Annotated in this window: 13 protein-coding genes; 3 read left to right on the plus strand and 10 right to left on the minus strand. The window is 68.7% G+C overall.

Going from position 1 to position 16,186, the window contains the following annotated elements:
* The first annotated feature begins 98 nt into the window (after positions 1–98).
* The gene (locus tag DB30_RS37510; protein WP_146662426.1) at positions 99–1,502 is read left to right on the plus strand and encodes an aldo/keto reductase; all 1,404 of its coding nucleotides are present in this window, start codon (positions 99–101) and stop codon (positions 1,500–1,502) included.
* A 6-nt stretch (positions 1,503–1,508) separates the two neighbouring features.
* On the opposite strand, the gene DB30_RS37515 is transcribed toward DB30_RS37510, so the two are convergent.
* Positions 1,509–2,102 (minus strand): GNAT family N-acetyltransferase, encoded by a 594-nt coding sequence (locus DB30_RS37515; RefSeq protein WP_146662428.1) that lies wholly within the window; start codon positions 2,100–2,102, stop codon positions 1,509–1,511.
* Between the two features lie 244 nt (positions 2,103–2,346).
* On the opposite strand from DB30_RS37515, the gene DB30_RS37520 reads away from it, so the two are divergent.
* Positions 2,347–3,795, plus strand: coding sequence for a reverse transcriptase domain-containing protein (locus DB30_RS37520; protein ID WP_052558374.1), 1,449 nt, complete (start codon positions 2,347–2,349; stop codon positions 3,793–3,795).
* Positions 3,796–3,819: 24 nt separating this feature from the next.
* On the opposite strand, the gene DB30_RS41990 is transcribed toward DB30_RS37520, so the two are convergent.
* From DB30_RS41990 to DB30_RS37540, 4 genes are all read right to left on the minus strand, one after another.
* On the minus strand, positions 3,820–4,641 hold the full coding sequence (locus tag DB30_RS41990; protein ID WP_052558379.1) for a hypothetical protein: 822 nt from the start codon (positions 4,639–4,641) through the stop codon (positions 3,820–3,822).
* Between the two features lie 107 nt (positions 4,642–4,748).
* On the minus strand, positions 4,749–5,675 hold the full coding sequence (locus DB30_RS37530) for a leucine-rich repeat domain-containing protein (RefSeq protein ID WP_052558383.1): 927 nt from the start codon (positions 5,673–5,675) through the stop codon (positions 4,749–4,751).
* Between the two features lie 98 nt (positions 5,676–5,773).
* Complete coding sequence (locus DB30_RS37535) at positions 5,774–7,888, minus strand: AgmX/PglI C-terminal domain-containing protein (protein ID WP_146662430.1); 2,115 nt, start codon at positions 7,886–7,888, stop codon at positions 5,774–5,776.
* A gap of 275 nt (positions 7,889–8,163) precedes the next feature.
* Positions 8,164–9,954, minus strand: a complete 1,791-nt coding sequence (locus DB30_RS37540; RefSeq protein ID WP_052558392.1) for a vacuolar protein sorting-associated family 26 protein — start codon at positions 9,952–9,954, stop codon at positions 8,164–8,166.
* 139 nt (positions 9,955–10,093) lie between these two features.
* On the opposite strand from DB30_RS37540, the gene DB30_RS37545 reads away from it, so the two are divergent.
* Positions 10,094–10,714 carry a hypothetical protein gene (locus DB30_RS37545; RefSeq protein ID WP_052558396.1) on the plus strand — a complete coding sequence of 207 codons (621 nt, stop codon included), beginning with the start codon at positions 10,094–10,096 and terminating at the stop codon, positions 10,712–10,714.
* Here DB30_RS37545 and mqnC read toward each other — a convergent pair.
* Genes mqnC through DB30_RS37570 form a run of 5 tightly spaced genes read right to left on the minus strand, consistent with a single transcriptional unit; the run spans position 10,711 to position 16,059 of the window.
* On the minus strand, positions 10,711–12,732 hold the full coding sequence (mqnC, locus tag DB30_RS37550) for a cyclic dehypoxanthinyl futalosine synthase (protein WP_146662435.1): 2,022 nt from the start codon (positions 12,730–12,732) through the stop codon (positions 10,711–10,713). The genes DB30_RS37545 and mqnC overlap by 4 nt on opposite strands.
* A gap of 18 nt (positions 12,733–12,750) precedes the next feature.
* On the minus strand, positions 12,751–13,932 hold the full coding sequence (gene mqnE, locus DB30_RS37555; RefSeq protein ID WP_052558399.1) for an aminofutalosine synthase MqnE: 1,182 nt from the start codon (positions 13,930–13,932) through the stop codon (positions 12,751–12,753).
* Positions 13,929–14,684, minus strand: coding sequence for a hypothetical protein (locus tag DB30_RS37560; protein ID WP_146662437.1), 756 nt, complete (start codon positions 14,682–14,684; stop codon positions 13,929–13,931). Before DB30_RS37560 ends, mqnE begins: the two co-directional genes overlap by 4 nt.
* Positions 14,685–14,689: 5 nt before the next feature.
* Complete coding sequence (locus tag DB30_RS37565) at positions 14,690–15,283, minus strand: UbiX family flavin prenyltransferase (RefSeq protein WP_052558415.1); 594 nt, start codon at positions 15,281–15,283, stop codon at positions 14,690–14,692.
* 8 nt (positions 15,284–15,291) lie between these two features.
* Positions 15,292–16,059, minus strand: a complete 768-nt coding sequence (locus tag DB30_RS37570) for a ubiquinone/menaquinone biosynthesis methyltransferase (RefSeq protein ID WP_052558405.1) — start codon at positions 16,057–16,059, stop codon at positions 15,292–15,294.
* Positions 16,060–16,186: the final 127 nt, after the last annotated feature.

The raw sequence follows: 16,186 nt of genomic DNA on the forward strand, positions 1-16,186 counted from the left end.
CGCATGTTTGGTACGAGCGCCCGTCAAAGTTCTGTGAGTAGATACCCAACAACCCGCTAGCAGACCCGAGCGTCCGCCGGCTCGCCGCCCGGTTGCTGGTGCGCGAGCGCGGGCAGCTCGACCTGCAGGTGCTCGCGCCGCTGGTCGTGCGCGCGAGCGCGGACGCCGATCCGTGGGTGCGGGCACGCGCGCTCGAGCTGATCAGCTTGGATGATGTGCAGGCGGCGGATCCCGTGCTGTTGCGGACCTGTCTGCTCGCGACCCGCGACCACGCGGCGATGGTCCGACTGAGCGCGAGCGCGAAGCTGGACGCGTGGCCGCAGCTCGCGACGCGGCTCGAGCTTGCGATCGCTGAAGCAACCGCCAACCCCGAGCAGGCGCCGTTGTGCATCGCTGCCTGGTCGCGCGCAATCGTCGAGCTCGATCCCGCTCGAGCCCTCGCCCGCTTGCAGCGGGGGCTGCTCGACTCCAGGGAGCCACGCGTGCGCGCCCACCTGCGCGAGCTCGCCGTCGTGTTTGGTGCAGACCCCCCGCGCGAGACCCTGACGGCCCACGCGTGCGACTCCGGGTCGTCGGCCACCCCCTCGCCCTGGCAGCCCCCGCCACCGGCCGAGGTGAGCAAGCGGGCGCTCGGCCGCACGGGCATCAAAGTCGCGCCGCTGGTGATCTCCGGCGCGTTCTCACCCACGCCGTCTTCGCTCGCGCTCGCGGCCGAGCGCGGCGTCGACACCTTGTTCTGGGAGCCCCGCCACGCCAACGCGACCCGGTTCTTGCGCCAGCCGAGTCGCCAGGACCTGCAGGTGATCGCCGGCAGCTTTCACGCGGATCCCCGCGGGCTCGGCCACGATCTCGAGGTCGCGCGGCGTCGACTGCAGCGCGATCACATTGATCTCTTCTTGCTGTTCTGGGTCCGCTCGCCGGCCCGACTCGACCCCGCTTCGCTCGAGACCCTGCGCGAGTTTCAGGCCCGCGGTTGGATCCGCAGCTACGGGTTCTCGACCCACGATCGGGCGATCGCCTGCGCCGCGATCGAGACGGGTGACTGGCCCGTGATCATGACCCGCCACAGCGCCGCGCACCATGGCGCCGAGCACGAGCTGCTGCCAGCCGCCGCGGCTGCGGGGGTCGGTGTGTTGGGCTTCTCCGCGCTGTGCTACGGGCGAATGTTGCGACCTTCCGCGGTGTTCGAGCGCGGCGCCCCGGCCCCCGACTGCTATCGCTACTCGCTCTCGCAGCCGGCGGTGGCGGCCTGCATCAGCGCGCCAAGCCGCCACCGCGAGCTGGTCGAGAATCTAGACGTGCTCGACGTGTCGACGGTCGACGGATCCCGGCAAGAGGTGCTGCGGGCCCACGGCAAAGAGATCTACGCCGACAACAAGCGCTTCGATCGGCTGCTGCGCCGCGGCGGCACAGCCCCGCTGCGCGAGGCGATCCTCGAGCTGTTCGAGCGCGCCTCGGAGCCGGGCGAGGCGGACACCGAGAGCGTGTCTCAGTATCCGTAGACGGGTTCACGCGGGGCGGCCAGCCCACTCGCGTCGCAGCAGGCCCAGCATCACCGAGTCGGCGACCTCCGTGCCCACGCGCCACCGCTCGCGCAGCAGTCCCTCGCGGACAAAGTCTAGCTTCGCCAGCAACACCAAAGAAGCGGCGTTGCGCGGATCGACATCGGCTTCAATCCGCTCGAGGCCCATTGTCTCGAACGCCAGGCTGATCACCGCCCGCGCCGCCTCGATCATGTAGCCGGCCCCCCAGGTGTCGCGGGCGAGGGCAAACCCAATCTCGGCGCGCCGGTTCGCGGCGTCGAGCGAGGCGAGCGTGACGGTCCCGATGACGCGGCTGTCGCTGCGCCGTTCAATGCCCCACTGGTACAGCGTGTGCTCGGCGAAGCACGCGTGGGTCTGCTCGATCAACGCGCTGGCTTGCTCGGGCGTCTGGATCGGCAGCGAGCTCCAGTAGCGCATCACCTCGGGATCGCTGAACACACGAAAGACGTCGGCCGCGTCATCGTGGTTGAGCCGCCGCAATCGTACGCGGGTACACTCGAGGGTCGGGAGTTGCTCGCCAGGTAGCCGCTCGAACGATGGGGTCGGCGCGTCGGACATGCGAACAAGCTAGCCTGGATCTCGAACTTGCTTTTGCGGGCTCGCGACTCGTGAGATACTGCGCACACCTGGACCGCGCCGAGCTAGCCATCCGTCCGCGATGCAACGTCGCGGCTGTGCCCGACTTCCACTGAAAGACCCGTGTCGCGGGGAACGCTCTGCGGCTTCTTCTTCCCCGCGCCACGTCGTGCCGAGCAAGTAGGTCCCGCGGTCCAGGTCTTCGGTTTGTCCCTGCTGTGACGCGATGCTGCTCGCCAACCTCATCTTCGAGCTACGCCCGCTCCTCGATGATCCAGACGCCAACCTGCGGCAGATCGTCGCCCGGTTGCGCGCCCACGACGACTTCGCCGAGTACGAGGTCGCGCGGCACTACGTCGCAAGCAAGGTCGAGGGCGTCGTCCGCAGTTGGCTGGCCAGCCCCGATCCCCGGGTTCGGACAGAGGCGATCGTCGCCGTCCGGCAGATCTTCTCGCGGCCAGCTGCCGCCAAGCTGCTGCGGCATCTGGTCAAGGACGCGACGCTCAGCGTGCGTCGTGCCGCCCGCCGAGCCGTTGGCGAGCTCGGCCTCGACGACGTCGCGCTGCGAGACACCAGCCTCGCCCTGCCTCGATACCCGCGCGCTCGCGGGGGCTGGAACCCAACCGGCTGGCAATTTGGCACCGGGGCCAGCCGTGGTCGTCCGCGGCTCGAGCCAGCGGGCACCCGCGCGGGTCTGCCCACGCTCCCAGACCTCGCCGCGCTCACGGGTTGGCTGGGTCTCGACGCTGCCGGTCTGCGCCGCTTGATGCGGCCAGGTACCCACGAGGGGGCGCCCTACGTCAACTTCGAGATCCCCAAGGCCCGCGGTGGCCGTCGCACGATCTCGGCCCCGCGCGCGCCCCTGCGGGCGGTCCAACGCCAGATCCTGGCGCAGATCCTGAGCAAGGTCCCCACCCACGACGCGGCCCACGGGTTCGTGCCCGGGCGGTCGACCGTCACCAACGCCGCGCCCCACGTCGGCGCCCTGTTGCTGCTCAAGACCGACATCCGCGAGTTCTTTCCCACGATCCACTACTGGCGCGTGCGTGGCCTGTTCTTCACCCTTGGCTACGGCGAAGCGGTCTCGGGCGCGCTCGCGGGTCTGTGCACGCAGCGAGCCGTGATCAACCCCGACGCCACGGCGCCGCAGCGTCGCGTGGTCTGGCCCGGCCTCATGCCACAGGGCGCCCCAACGTCTCCGGCGATCTCGAACTTGGTGTGTCGTCGCCTCGACGCCCGCCTGCTCGGGTTGGCGACCAAGCTTGGCGCTCGCTACACCCGCTACGCCGACGACCTCAGCTTTTCGTTTCACGATAGCGCCCGCGTGGAGGCGCTCGACGTCGGTCGGGCGTATTGGTGGATCGATCAGATCCTTCAGCAAGAAGGCTTCGCCGAGCACCCAGGTAAGCGCCAGATCCTGCGTCCGCATCGGCGGCAGCAGGTCACGGGGTTGGTCGTCAACGATCACCTCACCGTGCCCCGCGACGCGCGGCGGCGGTTCCGGGCGATCCTGCACAACTGCCGGCAGCGTGGCGTCGCCGCCGAGGCAAACGGACGCGACGACTTCCCCGACTACCTGCGCGGGTTTGCGGCCTACGTGGACATGGTTCAGCCGGATCTGGGCGCGCGCTGGGTCGCCGAGGTCGACGCGCTGCTCGCAGATCAGGCGCTGTAGGGCGCGGCGGCGAGCCGGCTTGGATCACGCGTCGAGTTGCTCGCGCCGTCGAATGGACGCGAGCCCGAGCAGCGAGAGCGCCAGGAGTCCGAAGCCCGAGGCATGGTTCGAGACCTCGCAGCCGCACCCTTCGCCGCCACCGTCCGCCGCGCCCGTGCTGGTTCCTGTCCCCGTGTCGCCGTCGCCGTCGGACTCACCCGCGGCGCTGGTGTCGGTGTCGCCAGCGGAGTCACCGTCGCCGTCACCTGCAGAGTCACCATCGCCATCGCCATCGCCATCGCCGGTTGCGTCGCCGTCGCCGTCGCCGTCGCCCGCGGAGTCACCGTCGCCATCGCCATCGCCGTCGCCGTCGCCGTCGCCGTCGCCGGTTGCGTCACCGTCGCCATCGCCGTCGCCGTCGCCATCACCGTCGCCATCGCCATCGCCGTCGCCGTCGCCGTCGGTCGAGGTGCTGAAGGTGTCACCATCACCATCGCCATCCCCCGTGTCCTCGAAGCCGGTGTCGCCATCCCCCGTGTCCTCGAAGCCGGTGTCGCCATCCCCCGTGTCGCTGGTGCTCGTGCCGGTGTCGGTCTCGTCCTCGTCGCACACGTCCAAGAACCCGAGGCAGACCTCCATCAGCTCGGCCTCGGTCAGCCCTGCGTACTCGTCCGCGCCCGAGCTGCCGAACCCGCCCTCGTCGCAAGTGCAGTCAATGGAGTCCCCCATGTCATTCGAGACCGTGCACTCGCCGAAGTCGTTCGCGCACATGACCTCGGCTGCGCTCGCTGGCCGCGGGTTGGCGAGCAACAGGCCGAGACTCAGGATGGACAGACCACAGAGAACACCGAGCTTGCGCAGACGCATCGGCCGGGGGGTGCCACGATCGATGTGGGTCGATCACGCGCAGAACGACTCGAGTGAACTATGTAATGCACACCACCGGACCGGCCGTCACACGCCACGGCGCTCGATCAGCGCAAGCGATAGCCCGCACCCCAGCGCGCCCGCATGCGCTCGGACAGCGCCCGGGCGGACCAGCTGCCAGCGCTAGAGACTTCGAGGGTGGTGAGCTTGGCGAGCTTGGCCGAGTCGAGCAGCGGCTCGAAGTCCGCGAGCTTGGCGTTGACGTTGCGCAGATACAGCGCTTCGAGGCGCTCGAAGCCATCGGTATCTGCGAGCCGCGCCAGGCCCTGCGCGGTGATCGGGTTGCCCGTCAGGTACAGCTGGCGCCATTGTCCGCGCTGCTTCGAGCCGAGCAAGCTCGCAAGCGCGTCGTCGTTGATGAGGTTGGCCGTCAGGGTCAGGGCACCCAGCACGCGCGTGTCGAGGCCGGCGAGGTGTTGGCAGGCGACGGCCTCGATCTGATTGCCAAGCAGGTTGAGGCGCTCGAGCTTGGGCAGCGGGTTCTTGGCGAGCGCGGCGGCCCCAGCTGGGCCCACGCGGCCCGACACACACAGGTAGCGCAGTCGCTCGAACCACGGCGGGCGTCGCTCGCAGAGCCGGACCAGGGCGTCGTCCTCGACCTCGCGCAGGTTCAGGCGTTGGATCGGGTCGCGCTCGAACAGCTGGTCGAGCTTGCCCTCGAGCTGCGAGAGCGGACCCTTGATGGATTCGACGAACCCCCGCCGAAACCGGGGCTCCACCTCGAGCAAGTCGAGATCGTGGGCCCACGCGTGCCAGGCATCGACGTAGGCCTGCTCGCGCGCGCGCAGCTGATCGGCCATGGCGACTCGCTCACTGCGGTACGCGTTGGCCTGGTGCAGGTGCAGGCTGACGAGCTCACCGCGCGGGTCGCCAACGCTGAGCAACCAGTCGGCGTACACCCGCCAGCTGTCGAGATCGTCGAGGTTGGCGAGCGCGGCGGCCTCGAGCTCGATGTTGCGGGCGCTCGGCTCCATCGATCGAGTATCGGCTCGCCACTGCGCGCGGACAACCAAACAAGAGACGAAGGCGAGCGAACTCGCCTTCGTCTTCGGGGTTGCGCGGACCCAGCGGATCAGCGCGATTGCAGCAAGAACGGGTAGGTGACCATCGCCGTGCCGCCACCGACGACGCGGGGGAACTGCCAGCGCTTGACCGCCTTGGCGATGCAGTTGGCGACCGATCCGTCCTTGGCAGTGTCCTCTTGCACGACCGAGCTACCGACCTTGCCCGTGCCAACGATCGAGAACTGGACCGTCACGCGACCTTGCAGGTTGGGGTTCTTGGTCAGCCCAGAGTTGTAGCAGCTGCGGACCTCGTTGAGGTGGGCCCGGACGATCCGGCGGATCATGTCCTTGTCGATGCCAGCGCCCTGGACGTCGGCCTTGCCAACGCGAGGAACGGGGATCTTCTTTGTGTGTTCGCCGAACCCAACGACCCCGCCGTTGCCACCTTGATTGCCGTGGTACAGGCCGCCGTTGCCGTTGCCGTGGCCGAGCAGACCGGTGTTGCCCATGCCGACCAACCCGGCCGCCGTGCCGCCGCCGCTCCTGCCAACACCGACCAACCCAAGCCCGGCGTTGCCGTAGGACCCAGCTTGCTCGACGCCGACGAGGTTGCCCCAGATGTCGGCGTCGTCATTGCCGACCGCGAACGCGCCGCCGTCGGCGTTGGCCAAGAAGTGCTTGTCGGTCGTGGCGAGGATCCCCAAGATGCCTGCCGAGCGCGCGGAGACGTCTGGATCAAAGCTCCGGGTGATCTGCGGCACCGCGTTCTTCGGCCCCTTCATCGCGTAGGCGCCCTGGCTGGACTTGTCTTTCGGGTTGCCCATCTTGCCCTCGGGCCCGGCGGCGCGCTTGCCCGTCTCGCCACTTTGGGCCTTCTCGTCGGACATTGGCTCATCGATCTCGATCGGCTCCGCCTTCAACTCCTCGTCAGCCTGATGAAAGTACGAGGCAAACCGAGCCGAAGCCTCGTCGTCGGCCAGCTGCATCGCCAGCGCGTCATCGGGCATCGAGCGCATCAGCAGGTAGAAGGCCGTCGCCAGCGTGGCGGTCCCGCCGAAGTAGCCCCAGAACGGCCAGTCGACCTCACCACGGCCCGCCACGATCGCGCCACGCTTGACCAGGTTGACGTTGAAGCGGATGTCGCCGTGATCGACCTTGGCCTTGGCGCCGCTCGGCAGCGCGTAGTGGTACGCGCCGTCGCTGGCCTGCGCGCGACCGGTCGCAACGAGATCCGCGAGCGAGAGCTGGTGCTCGCCAAGCTCGACGCTGCCGGACATGGCGGGCGTGAACGAGAGCGCGTAGCCGCCATTCATGCGCGAGATCAGGGGCGACGCAGCGGGGTCTTGCAGGCCGTCGCCAGTGACCTTGAAGTTGGCCTCGCTGCCCTCGCCGATCGTGAAGATGTCGAGCCCAACATCGCGGCGACGCAGGGCGCCACCCAAGAACGGGACGACCCCCAACAGCGCGAGCATCATGCCAAGCGAGCCAGTGCCGAGCCCCGGGGCAGGGGGCGCCTCGGCGTGGCGCTTTTGAGCCTCGGCGACCGCGGCGTTGTGCTGCTCCCACGGCTGCGAGACTTCGTAGCCAAACAGCCCGAGCCCGCCGGCCATCAACACACCACCAAAGGCCATCAGCGGCAGCACGGTGCGTCGGCGGCTGCGGGTCTGACCGACGTGAGCGACATCGAGGATCGAGCGACCGTAGGTGGTGATGACCTCGGCGACCTCCTCGCTGCTGTCCTCGACCTTCGACAGGTCGATGCTGACGTTGGGCTGCGGTGCCCGGGCGGCGGCGACGGGCATGCTCGCAACAGGAGCGACAGGCGCGACGGGGGCGATGCGCGCGTGCGGCTCGGCCTGCACGGGCGCCGCGACGCAGTCATGGATCGTCAGCTCGAGGCGGTAGGGCCCAAGCTCGAGCTTGTCGCCGCTCGCCAGCTCGTGGCTGCGATCAATCATGTCACCATTGAGCAAGGTGCCGGAGTTGCTACCGAGGTCGATGAGGCGGACGTCTCCGGTCGCGCCGACCTCGATGACAGCGTGCATCCGACCGACGGCTTCACCCTCGAGCCGCAGGTGGCTGCTCGACAGACGCCCGAGCTTGATCACCTCTTGCGAGAAGCTGCGAGTGTCGACGAGTTGGTCGTTGAGGAAGATGCGAAAGCTGATCGTCTTGCTGGCCATGATGTTCTTCACCCTCGAGCTCGGCGAATGGCCGAGCGGAAACTAAACAGAATCCTGTGCGGGCCCTGGGAGCTGGGGGCGTCGACGCTGCATCGCAAGCAGTGCGGGGCGGGGTCGAAGCCTCGGGGGCCATCGCGTTGTTCGGGGCCAGAGACATCGACCCCCCATCGAGGTTCCGAAGCTCGGCAAAAAAATCTAGGCTCCAAGTACTTGAATTCGCTGGCGCATTGGCTGGCCGGCGGGGTGGCTAGAGTTCTTGGCGCGCCCGGGCTGGCTCAGCGATAGGGGCCCTGGTCGCCTCGGAGGTGGCGCCCAAGCGCAAACAGGGCCTCGACGCGATCGCGCTCGAGGTCGGGATCGGAGAGCGGCGTGGGCAGCAGCACGCGGACGCGCTGGGCTTCGATGTGCAGCGCGACACGAGCCGGCGCGATCCCCCATTGCGGGGGGCGGACCAGCTCGGCGATCGGCAGCTCGTGCTCGGGCAGCGCGGTGTCCCCGGTCCAGATCAAGTGATGGCGGCTTGGAACCGTGGCTGGCGCGTCGAGCTCGAGCCGGGTCGCCCGCAGCTCGCCTTCATCGTTGAAGTCCGATCCGATCACCACGCGTAGTTCATCGCGGATCAACTCGAGGCGCAGATCGCTGCGTCGCAGGCGGGCGCCAGACCGCTTGGCGGATCGCTCCCAGCTCGCGGCGTGCTCGACCATGACGGCGGGTACCGGCATCTCGTCTGGGAGCCCGGCCACGGTTGGGGCCAGCTCGACCAGCCACGCGGCAAAGTCCCGCAGCGGCGCGATCTCGAGGCCGGCGCCGTCGAGGGCAAAGCGCAATTGCAGGTCGTCGGCCGCGATCAGCTCGTAGTCTGCGCGAAGGGTCCGCGCGCCCAGCTGTGCGTGGATGACCTTCGTCTGCGCCGCGTCCCGGGTTGCGAGCGTAGTCTCGATCGACCCAAGCAGCGTCCGGCGTTCGCGGCGGGTGTGCAGGCCCACCCCGAGATCGGGGAACTCCAGCAAGCCAAGGATCCGCGGGCGGCCATCGTGGTCGTAGCCACGGCGCAGCTCGATCGCCACGCCGTCAACGACACCGCGCAGGCGATCGTCAATGAGCTCCAGCCCGGTCGCCTGCGCGACGTTGGACCAGATCAACCGCAGCCGCGCCGAGCCGACCGCGAGCGGGGCGGCGATCTCGGGTTGGCCGGATCGAGCCTCGTCCGCGGCCTCGACCTCGACGTGGATCGGTACCCGAAGCTGGGGGTTGCTGCCCCACGCGACGTCGGCGTGGACATCGAGCAACCAGCGCAGCTTGCAACCATGCAGCTCGAAGCCGGGCACCAACGAGCTGGGGAGCTGCAGATTGAACAGGATCGGCTGCAGCTCGCCGGGGTGCGCGTCCAGGGCGATCGCCCAGCGGTTGACGATCTGATCGTTGGTGGCGTGGCCCAACCCCTCGGGGAACCGCTCTTGCGCGATCACATCGACGTGGAGCTTGCGGTAGCGGTTGCGATCTACGTTGCCCAGCGCGGCGCTGAGCCGCAGCATGCCACCCGCAACGACGCAGCGCTGACCCAGCGAGACCTCGAGGTACGGGCCCTTGGGTGGCGGGCCGCCCGCGTGGCTCACGAACACCATCGCCCCCTGGTCCGCGATCGAGCGCGCAGCAGCGGCAGCAGCAGCCAGGCGGACCACGAAGTCCACGCGCTTGTCAGGCCACCATGGGATATCGACGTGGACGTGGACGCTGTACTCGACGTTGAGGCGATCGCCCTCGCGCGAGCCAGGAAGCTCGGCGCTGAGTGAGACCGCTGTCTGCAAACGATGCTGCCCTGCCTCGAGCACGGTCTGATCGCAGAGCAGGGGGATCTGATGGTTCAAGAAGCGCGAGCTGTGGCGATGCCGACCGTACTGCCCGTTCGCGTACCACGCGACGTCCCCGAACAGCGTGAGCGCCACGGCGTCGACGGGGACCGGCTCGGGGCAGTGCAGCTCGACGATGAACTCGCCGACCTGGCCAGCGACCAGCCGCCGTGGCAGCAGCAGACGGACGTTGGGACGAGTCTTGATCAGCGCCATCGGCGGCCTCGGACGATTGCAACACGCCCCTTCGCCCGCGTCGAGCACACCTTCCAGAGGGCCACACACGCAGATGCGAACAGCCCGCCCCGAGGAGCGAAGCGACAAGACGCGAAGCGGCACGATATACACTCTGGCCATGGCCAAGAAGATCGGCGTGATCGCGCTCGTGCTCGTCGTCGTGGTCGCGGCCGTGCTCGGGTGGATGTGGCACCGCATCACGGCGCTGCCCGACTGGTACGCGAGCGCGGACATGATCGCCGAAGATGGCAGCCCTCGCGTCGACGACGACTGGGTCCAGATCCCCGTAGCCGAGCGCCCAGCCAACGCCCCCGCCGGCGCGGAGGTCCTACAGCTGCGCAACCCGCATCTGCGCGCCAGCAAGAAGGCCGCGCCGATCAAGCAGGCGATCAAGCAGTCCCGCGCCACCTACTCGGCCGGCAACCTCGAGGCGGGGGCCGTCATCAACCTCTCGAAGGTGGATCTCGACTCGCTGAGCGCCCAGGAGCGGGCGCGCTTCGAAGACACGATCGAGGCGTTCCCAGCTCTGACCGGCCGCGACGTCTATGTTGGGATCGAAGGTGGCGTCGCCAACGGCGAGGGCAAGCTCGCGCTTGGACCCAAGAGCACGCTTCGTGTCGGCGACACCCGCTACTCGCTCAGGACCGTCGCCAAGCGGCTGGGCATCAGCCAAAAGGAGCTACGAAGCACGATCCAAGCCGAGCTGGGCCGCATGAACGTCGAGCTGCCGAAGGGCTAGCGCACCGGCTCTAGCAGCCCGTACTCCATCGTGCGGCGGCGCGGCACGAAGCCGGCCAAGCGAATGTGCTTCTCGATCTCCTGGGCGGTCATCATGAAGTGGGCGCCCGCGGTCGAGACCACGTTCTCTTCGATCATGACCGAGCCAAAGTCATTGGCGCCGAAGCGCAGCGCGATCTCACCGATCTCGGGGCCCAAGGTTGGCCACGAGACCTGAATGTTGGCGATGTTGTCGAGGTACAGCCGCGCGAGGGCTTGGACCCGCAAGTAGCGAAACGCCGAGGTGTCGTCGCGCAGCTTCAGGCGCGTGCCCGCGGCCTGAAACGGCCAGGCGATGAAGGCCGTGAACCCACCGGTCTCGTCTTGCAGGCTGCGCAAGCGATCCATGTGCATGAGGATGTGCTCGGGCGTCTCTTGAAACCCGAACACCATGGTCGCCGAGCTGCGCATGCCCAGCGCATGGGCGGCGCGCATGACCTCGAGCCACTCTTCTGTCGAGTTCTTGAACGGGCTGATCCGGTTGCGAATCTCGTCGTCGAGGATCTCGGCGCCGCCACCCGGCAGCGAGTCCATGCCGGCGGTCTGCAAGCGCCGCAACACCTCGATGATCGGGAGCTCTTCGATCTGCGCGATGTGGATGATCTCGGTCGGCGAGAGCGCGTGGAGCTTGAGGCTGAAGTTGGCCTTGGTCCAACGGAACAGATCCTCGTAGTAGCTCAGGCCAAGCTCGGGGTTGAGCCCGCCCTGCAGCAGGATCTGGATGCCACCTAGTTGCTCGGTCTCGCGGAATTTCTGGGCCAGCTGCTCGCGGCTGAGCACGTAGCCGCGGCCGGTCTTGTCGGTCGGCGGCACGTAGAAATTGCAGAACTTGCAGCGGGTCACGCAGAAGTTCGTGTAGTTGACGTTGCGATCGATGATGTAGGTGACGTTGCCGTCGTCGTGCAGGGCCGTGCGCCGCTGATCGGCGGCTTCGCCCAAGCGCATAAGCGGGGCGTACTCGTACAGGAACAGGCCCTCGGCCAGATCAATGCGCTCGCCAGCGGCGGCGCGGGCCAAGATCGCGTTCAGGTCGAGCGGCGCGCTGCGACGGGCCCTTGCGGCGACCAGCTGCTGGGGCGCGCCCGCGCCGACAAAGCTGACGTGGACCTGGTCTTCGGGGTGCAGCCCGGGGATCTCGATCAGACCGGCCAGCCGGCAGCGCGACAGGTACTCGACCAGGCCCTCGCGCTGCTGGGTCTCGAGCCCGTAGCGGATCGTCTTGCGCAGATAGTCGGCGTAGCGGGTCTCGGGCAGGACTGGCTCGGTGCTGGTTGGATCGCGGCGCGCGAGCAGCTCGTCGCGGTATTGCTTGGCGATCGCTTCGGCGTACTTGCCCAGGCTGCGGTCGCGGGCCCGCTGCAGCGCCTGGACGTGCTCGGGGCCAAGCACGCCAGGGCGGGCGGCCCAAAACGCGAACACCATCGGCAAGCCCGTGGCCTCGAACCACTTCGCGCCCAGATCCCAGGTGTGCTCGAAGCGATCGCGCAGGCCAAAGGCCGCGTCGCCGATGATCAACGCGGCCGCGCTGCCACCCGACGCGCGGACCAGCGCCTCACCGCGGCCGTGCTCGACGCGCTCGAGCGCTGGCGCGAGGCCGCGCTCGTGCAACAACAAGCGCAGCAGCAGCGCCGAGCTGCGCGACGCCCCATCGAGATAGATGATCTCGACGTCCTCGATCGGCCGCTCGGCGCACACGATCACGGTCTCGACCGCGCCACGACAGCCAATTCCGATGCCCGGCACGACCTCCCACTCGGGGTGATCCACGTAGCTGGCGACCGGCACCAGGGCGAGGTCGCAGTCGCCAGCGGTCAGCGCGGCGGCGCAGTCGGCCGGCAGCGCCTCGACCACTTCGAACATCAAAGTGCCGTCGGCGTGCCGCGGAGCGTGCTGCGGATCAATGAGCGAGTGGTACAGCGGCCGGGCGTTGAGGAACGACACCGCCTGCACCCGGATGGTCTTGGTCTTGGTCGTGCTCATGCGCGCTCCCATGTCTGCCTACAGCACCGGCAGCGAGACCCGGGGGGGCTCGCTGGAATAGGGGAGGCTGGCGTCGACGCGGATGCCCTCGAGCGCCCCGCCGTCGTCGACCCATCGCTCGTGATAGAGGGTGTCGCGCTCGACGGCCACGCGCCCAGCCTCGCGGATCAGCCGGACCAGATCCGTGCGCGACAGCGCCTGCGGGGTCTCGGCGCCGGCCATGTGATAAATTTTCTCTTCCTGGACCGTGCCGTCGAGATCGTCGACGCCGAAGCTCAGCGAGATCTGAGCGGTCTTGATGCCGATCATGATCCAGTAAGCCTTGATGTGCGGGATGTTGTGCAGCATCAGGCGCGCGACCGCGTAGGTGCGCAGGTTGTCGATCCCAGTCGGCGGCGGAAGCTTGGCCAGATCGTTGTTGTCCGCGTGAAACGCCAGCGGAATGAAGGTCTGAAACCCGCCGGTCTCGGCCTGTAGCTCGCGCAGGCGCAGCATGTGATCCACGCGCTCCTCGAGGGTCTCGACGGTCCCGTAGAGCATCGTGCAATTGGTGCGGATCCCCAGCCGGTGCGCGGCGCGGTGGACGTCCAGCCACTGCTCGGCGTCGGCCTTGCCGCGGCACAGCTTGCGCCGGGCCCGGGGCGCGAAGATCTCGGCGCCGCCGCCGGGCATGCTGTCGAGCCCGGCGTCCCTGAGCTCGGTCAGCACCTGCTCGTAGCTGAGCCCGTACTTCTCTGCGAAGTAGTGGATCTCGACGGCGGTGTAGGCCTTGATGTGGATGTCGGGGCGCAACGCCTTGAGCGCCCGCAAACAATCCTTGTAGTAGTCGAACGGCAGGTTGTGGTGCAGGCCGTTGACGATGTGGACCTCGGTGACCGGCTGATCCATGCGGTCAACCAGCTTCTGGCGGACCTCGTCGACCGACATCGTGTAGGCCGCGGGGGCGTCGGGCTCGAGCCGCGCGAACGAGCAGAACTTGCAGTCCGCCACGCACACGTTGGTCGGGTTGATGTGAAAGTTGATGTTGAAGAAGGTCTTGTCGCCGTGCAGCGCTTCACGGCGCTCGTTGGCGAGGCCGCCGAGCGCGAGCAGATCGGGATAGCGGTACAAGAACACGCCATCGTCGAGGTCGAGGGGCTGCCCCTCGCGGACCTTCGCGGCGATCTGGGCGAATCGAGTGGTGTCTTTTGGGAGCTTCATTTGTTGCGATCCCCTGGGGTCAGATCGAGGCTCGAGAGCTCGACGCGCACGGTCTGGCGCCCGGTCTCGAGCACCCGCGACGCGGTGTCTTCATGCAGCGCGCACTCGAGCCCGGCTTGCTCGATCAGGTTGCGCAGGCCGGTGATGCTGGTCTCGTCGGGGCGGGTGACCCCGGCGACGGGCAGGTGCCGATCCGCGCTGATCGGGCCTGCGAGCGTGTCGGCCCCGAACCCGAGCGCGACCTGGGCGAGGCGAATGCCGATCAGATCGTGGCGGGCCTCGACGCGGATCGAGGCGGGCAGGGCCAGGCGCGCGGCGGCGATCGCCCACAGCCGATGGGTGCCAGCCGCGTCGCTGGAGAACGGCGCCACGGCGCACGGACCCAGGTGCGCGCTGGCGGTGATCGGCGCGGCTCGTTCACGCTCGGCGAGCGCGAGCAGCCACGCGACGTAGCGCGTCGCGCTGGCTTCGTCGGTGGACTCCACCGGGACCATCACGCGATCCCCAGGCTGCCAGGCGTCGGGCTGCGGCCACGACTCGAGCGCGACGAACTCGTCCCGGCGCAGCACCGCGGGGCCGGGCGGACCGGCAAACACGGGGGTGGGGCGCAGCAGGGTCCGGGCCTCGAACATCTGGCCGCGGCGCTCCATGGCCCACAGGCCCATGCGCGGCGGGTTGTGGCGCAGGGCCAGCAGCGTCGCGGCGTCGAAGCGCGCGGGCATCTCGTTGGGCAGTTGGGGGAGGGAGGGCATGCGGATCACGTGGTGCAGACGGTGGATTGGCCCCAACGCGGCAACAGCTCGAGGGGGACGCCGGCCCGATCGAGCGCGCGGGCGACCACGGTGTCAACGGCCTGCTCGAGGGTCTGGATACCTGCGTAGAAGCTGGGCACGGCGGGCAGGATGATCGCGCCGGCCTCGGTCGCCGCGACCATGTTGCGCAGGTGCACGAGGCTCAGCGGGGTCTCGCGCACGACCAAGATCAGGCGACGCCGCTCCTTGAGCGCGACCTCGCAGGCGCGGGCGATCAGGTCGTCGCCGCCACCGTGGGCCACGCGCGCGAGCGTCGACATCGAGCAGGGCATGACGACGACGGCGTCGGGTGCGTTCGAGCCCGACGCGAACGCAGCGCGATAGTCCAGGCGATCGAAGCGGCGCAGATGCTCGATCTCACCAGGCAGCGGCTCGCCAAGCTCGGCCTGCCACACTTGCGGGGCCGTCGTCGATGCGACCCACGCGACCTCGAGCGCGCGGCCTTTGGCGACCTCGGCCGCGAGCAGCGAGAGCGCGCGGCGGGCATAGATCGCACCGCTGGCCCCGGTGACCGCGATCACCAGCTTTTTAGGCCCCACCGACGCGGTCAATTCGAGCTCCCGCCGCCCGGTTTGCGGGCCCGAACGATCGACGCCACACCAAAGGTCAGCGGCTCGACGCTGACCTGCTCGAAGCCAAGCTCCTGCAGCAGCGCCACGTAGTCGGGCGCGGTCCGCATCTGCGCCATGCTGCGCGGCAAGTACAGATACGCGTCGAGGTTGCCCGTGCACGCCCAGCCGACGACCGGCAGGACCGTGCGGTTGTAGACGGCGTGAAACACCCGGGTGGTCCACGCGCTGGGCCGGAAGAACTCCAGGATCACCAGCTGGCCGCCGGGCTTCAGGCAGCGCAGCTGCTCGGCGCTGGCGAGGTGAAGATCCGACAAATTGCGGACCCCGAACGCACAGAAGATCGCGTTGACGCTGGCGTCGTCGAGCGGCAGCGCGTGGGCGTCCATGCGTTGCGGCGTGATCTGGGCGAGGGCGGCGGGGTCATTCAGCGCCGCGATCCGACGCATCCCGGCGTCGAGCATCCCCGCCGAGAAGTCGCCACCGACCAGCTGCGCCTGGGGGTAGCGGCGGTGGATCTCGAGGGTCGAGTCCAGGGTCCCGGCGCACAGATCCAGGATCTTCGCGCCTGCTCCCTCGGGTGCCGGGTCCACGAGCAGCGAGGCCACGGCCTTGCGGCGCCAGCGGACGTCGGTGCCCGCGCTCATGATCCGGTTGGCCCGATCGTAGCCGTGGGCGATGTCGCTGAACATCGCTTGAACCCGACGACCGTGCTCGTCGTGGGTTGGGATCTCGAGCTGGCTCACCCGGTCCTCCGCACGATGTAGCGCGCGAGCTGCTCGAGGGCGTGGCGAGCGGGGGAGGGCGGCAGGGTGCCGAGGGCCTCGACCGCGGCGTCGACGTGGGCGTCGGCGGCCCGACGGGCGTCGTCGA

This window comes from Enhygromyxa salina, assembly GCF_000737335.2.
Taxonomy (GTDB): domain Bacteria; phylum Myxococcota_A; class Polyangia; order Nannocystales; family Nannocystaceae; genus Plesiocystis; species Plesiocystis salina_C.

Coding starts and splice junctions, on each gene's coding strand:
- DB30_RS37515 (WP_146662428.1), bottom strand. CDS start 2,102: ATGTCCGACGCGCCGACCCCATCGTTCGAGCGGCTACCTGGCGAGCAA.
- DB30_RS37530 (WP_052558383.1), bottom strand. CDS start 5,675: ATGGAGCCGAGCGCCCGCAACATCGAGCTCGAGGCCGCCGCGCTCGCC.
- DB30_RS37540 (WP_052558392.1), bottom strand. CDS start 9,954: ATGGCGCTGATCAAGACTCGTCCCAACGTCCGTCTGCTGCTGCCACGG.
- mqnE (WP_052558399.1), bottom strand. CDS start 13,932: ATGAAGCTCCCAAAAGACACCACTCGATTCGCCCAGATCGCCGCGAAG.
- mqnC (WP_146662435.1), bottom strand. CDS start 12,732: ATGAGCACGACCAAGACCAAGACCATCCGGGTGCAGGCGGTGTCGTTC.
- DB30_RS37560 (WP_146662437.1), bottom strand. CDS start 14,684: ATGCCCTCCCTCCCCCAACTGCCCAACGAGATGCCCGCGCGCTTCGAC.
- DB30_RS37535 (WP_146662430.1), bottom strand. CDS start 7,888: ATGGCCAGCAAGACGATCAGCTTTCGCATCTTCCTCAACGACCAACTC.
- DB30_RS37545 (WP_052558396.1), top strand. CDS start 10,094: ATGGCCAAGAAGATCGGCGTGATCGCGCTCGTGCTCGTCGTCGTGGTC.
- DB30_RS41990 (WP_052558379.1), bottom strand. CDS start 4,641: ATGCGTCTGCGCAAGCTCGGTGTTCTCTGTGGTCTGTCCATCCTGAGT.
- DB30_RS37520 (WP_052558374.1), top strand. CDS start 2,347: ATGCTGCTCGCCAACCTCATCTTCGAGCTACGCCCGCTCCTCGATGAT.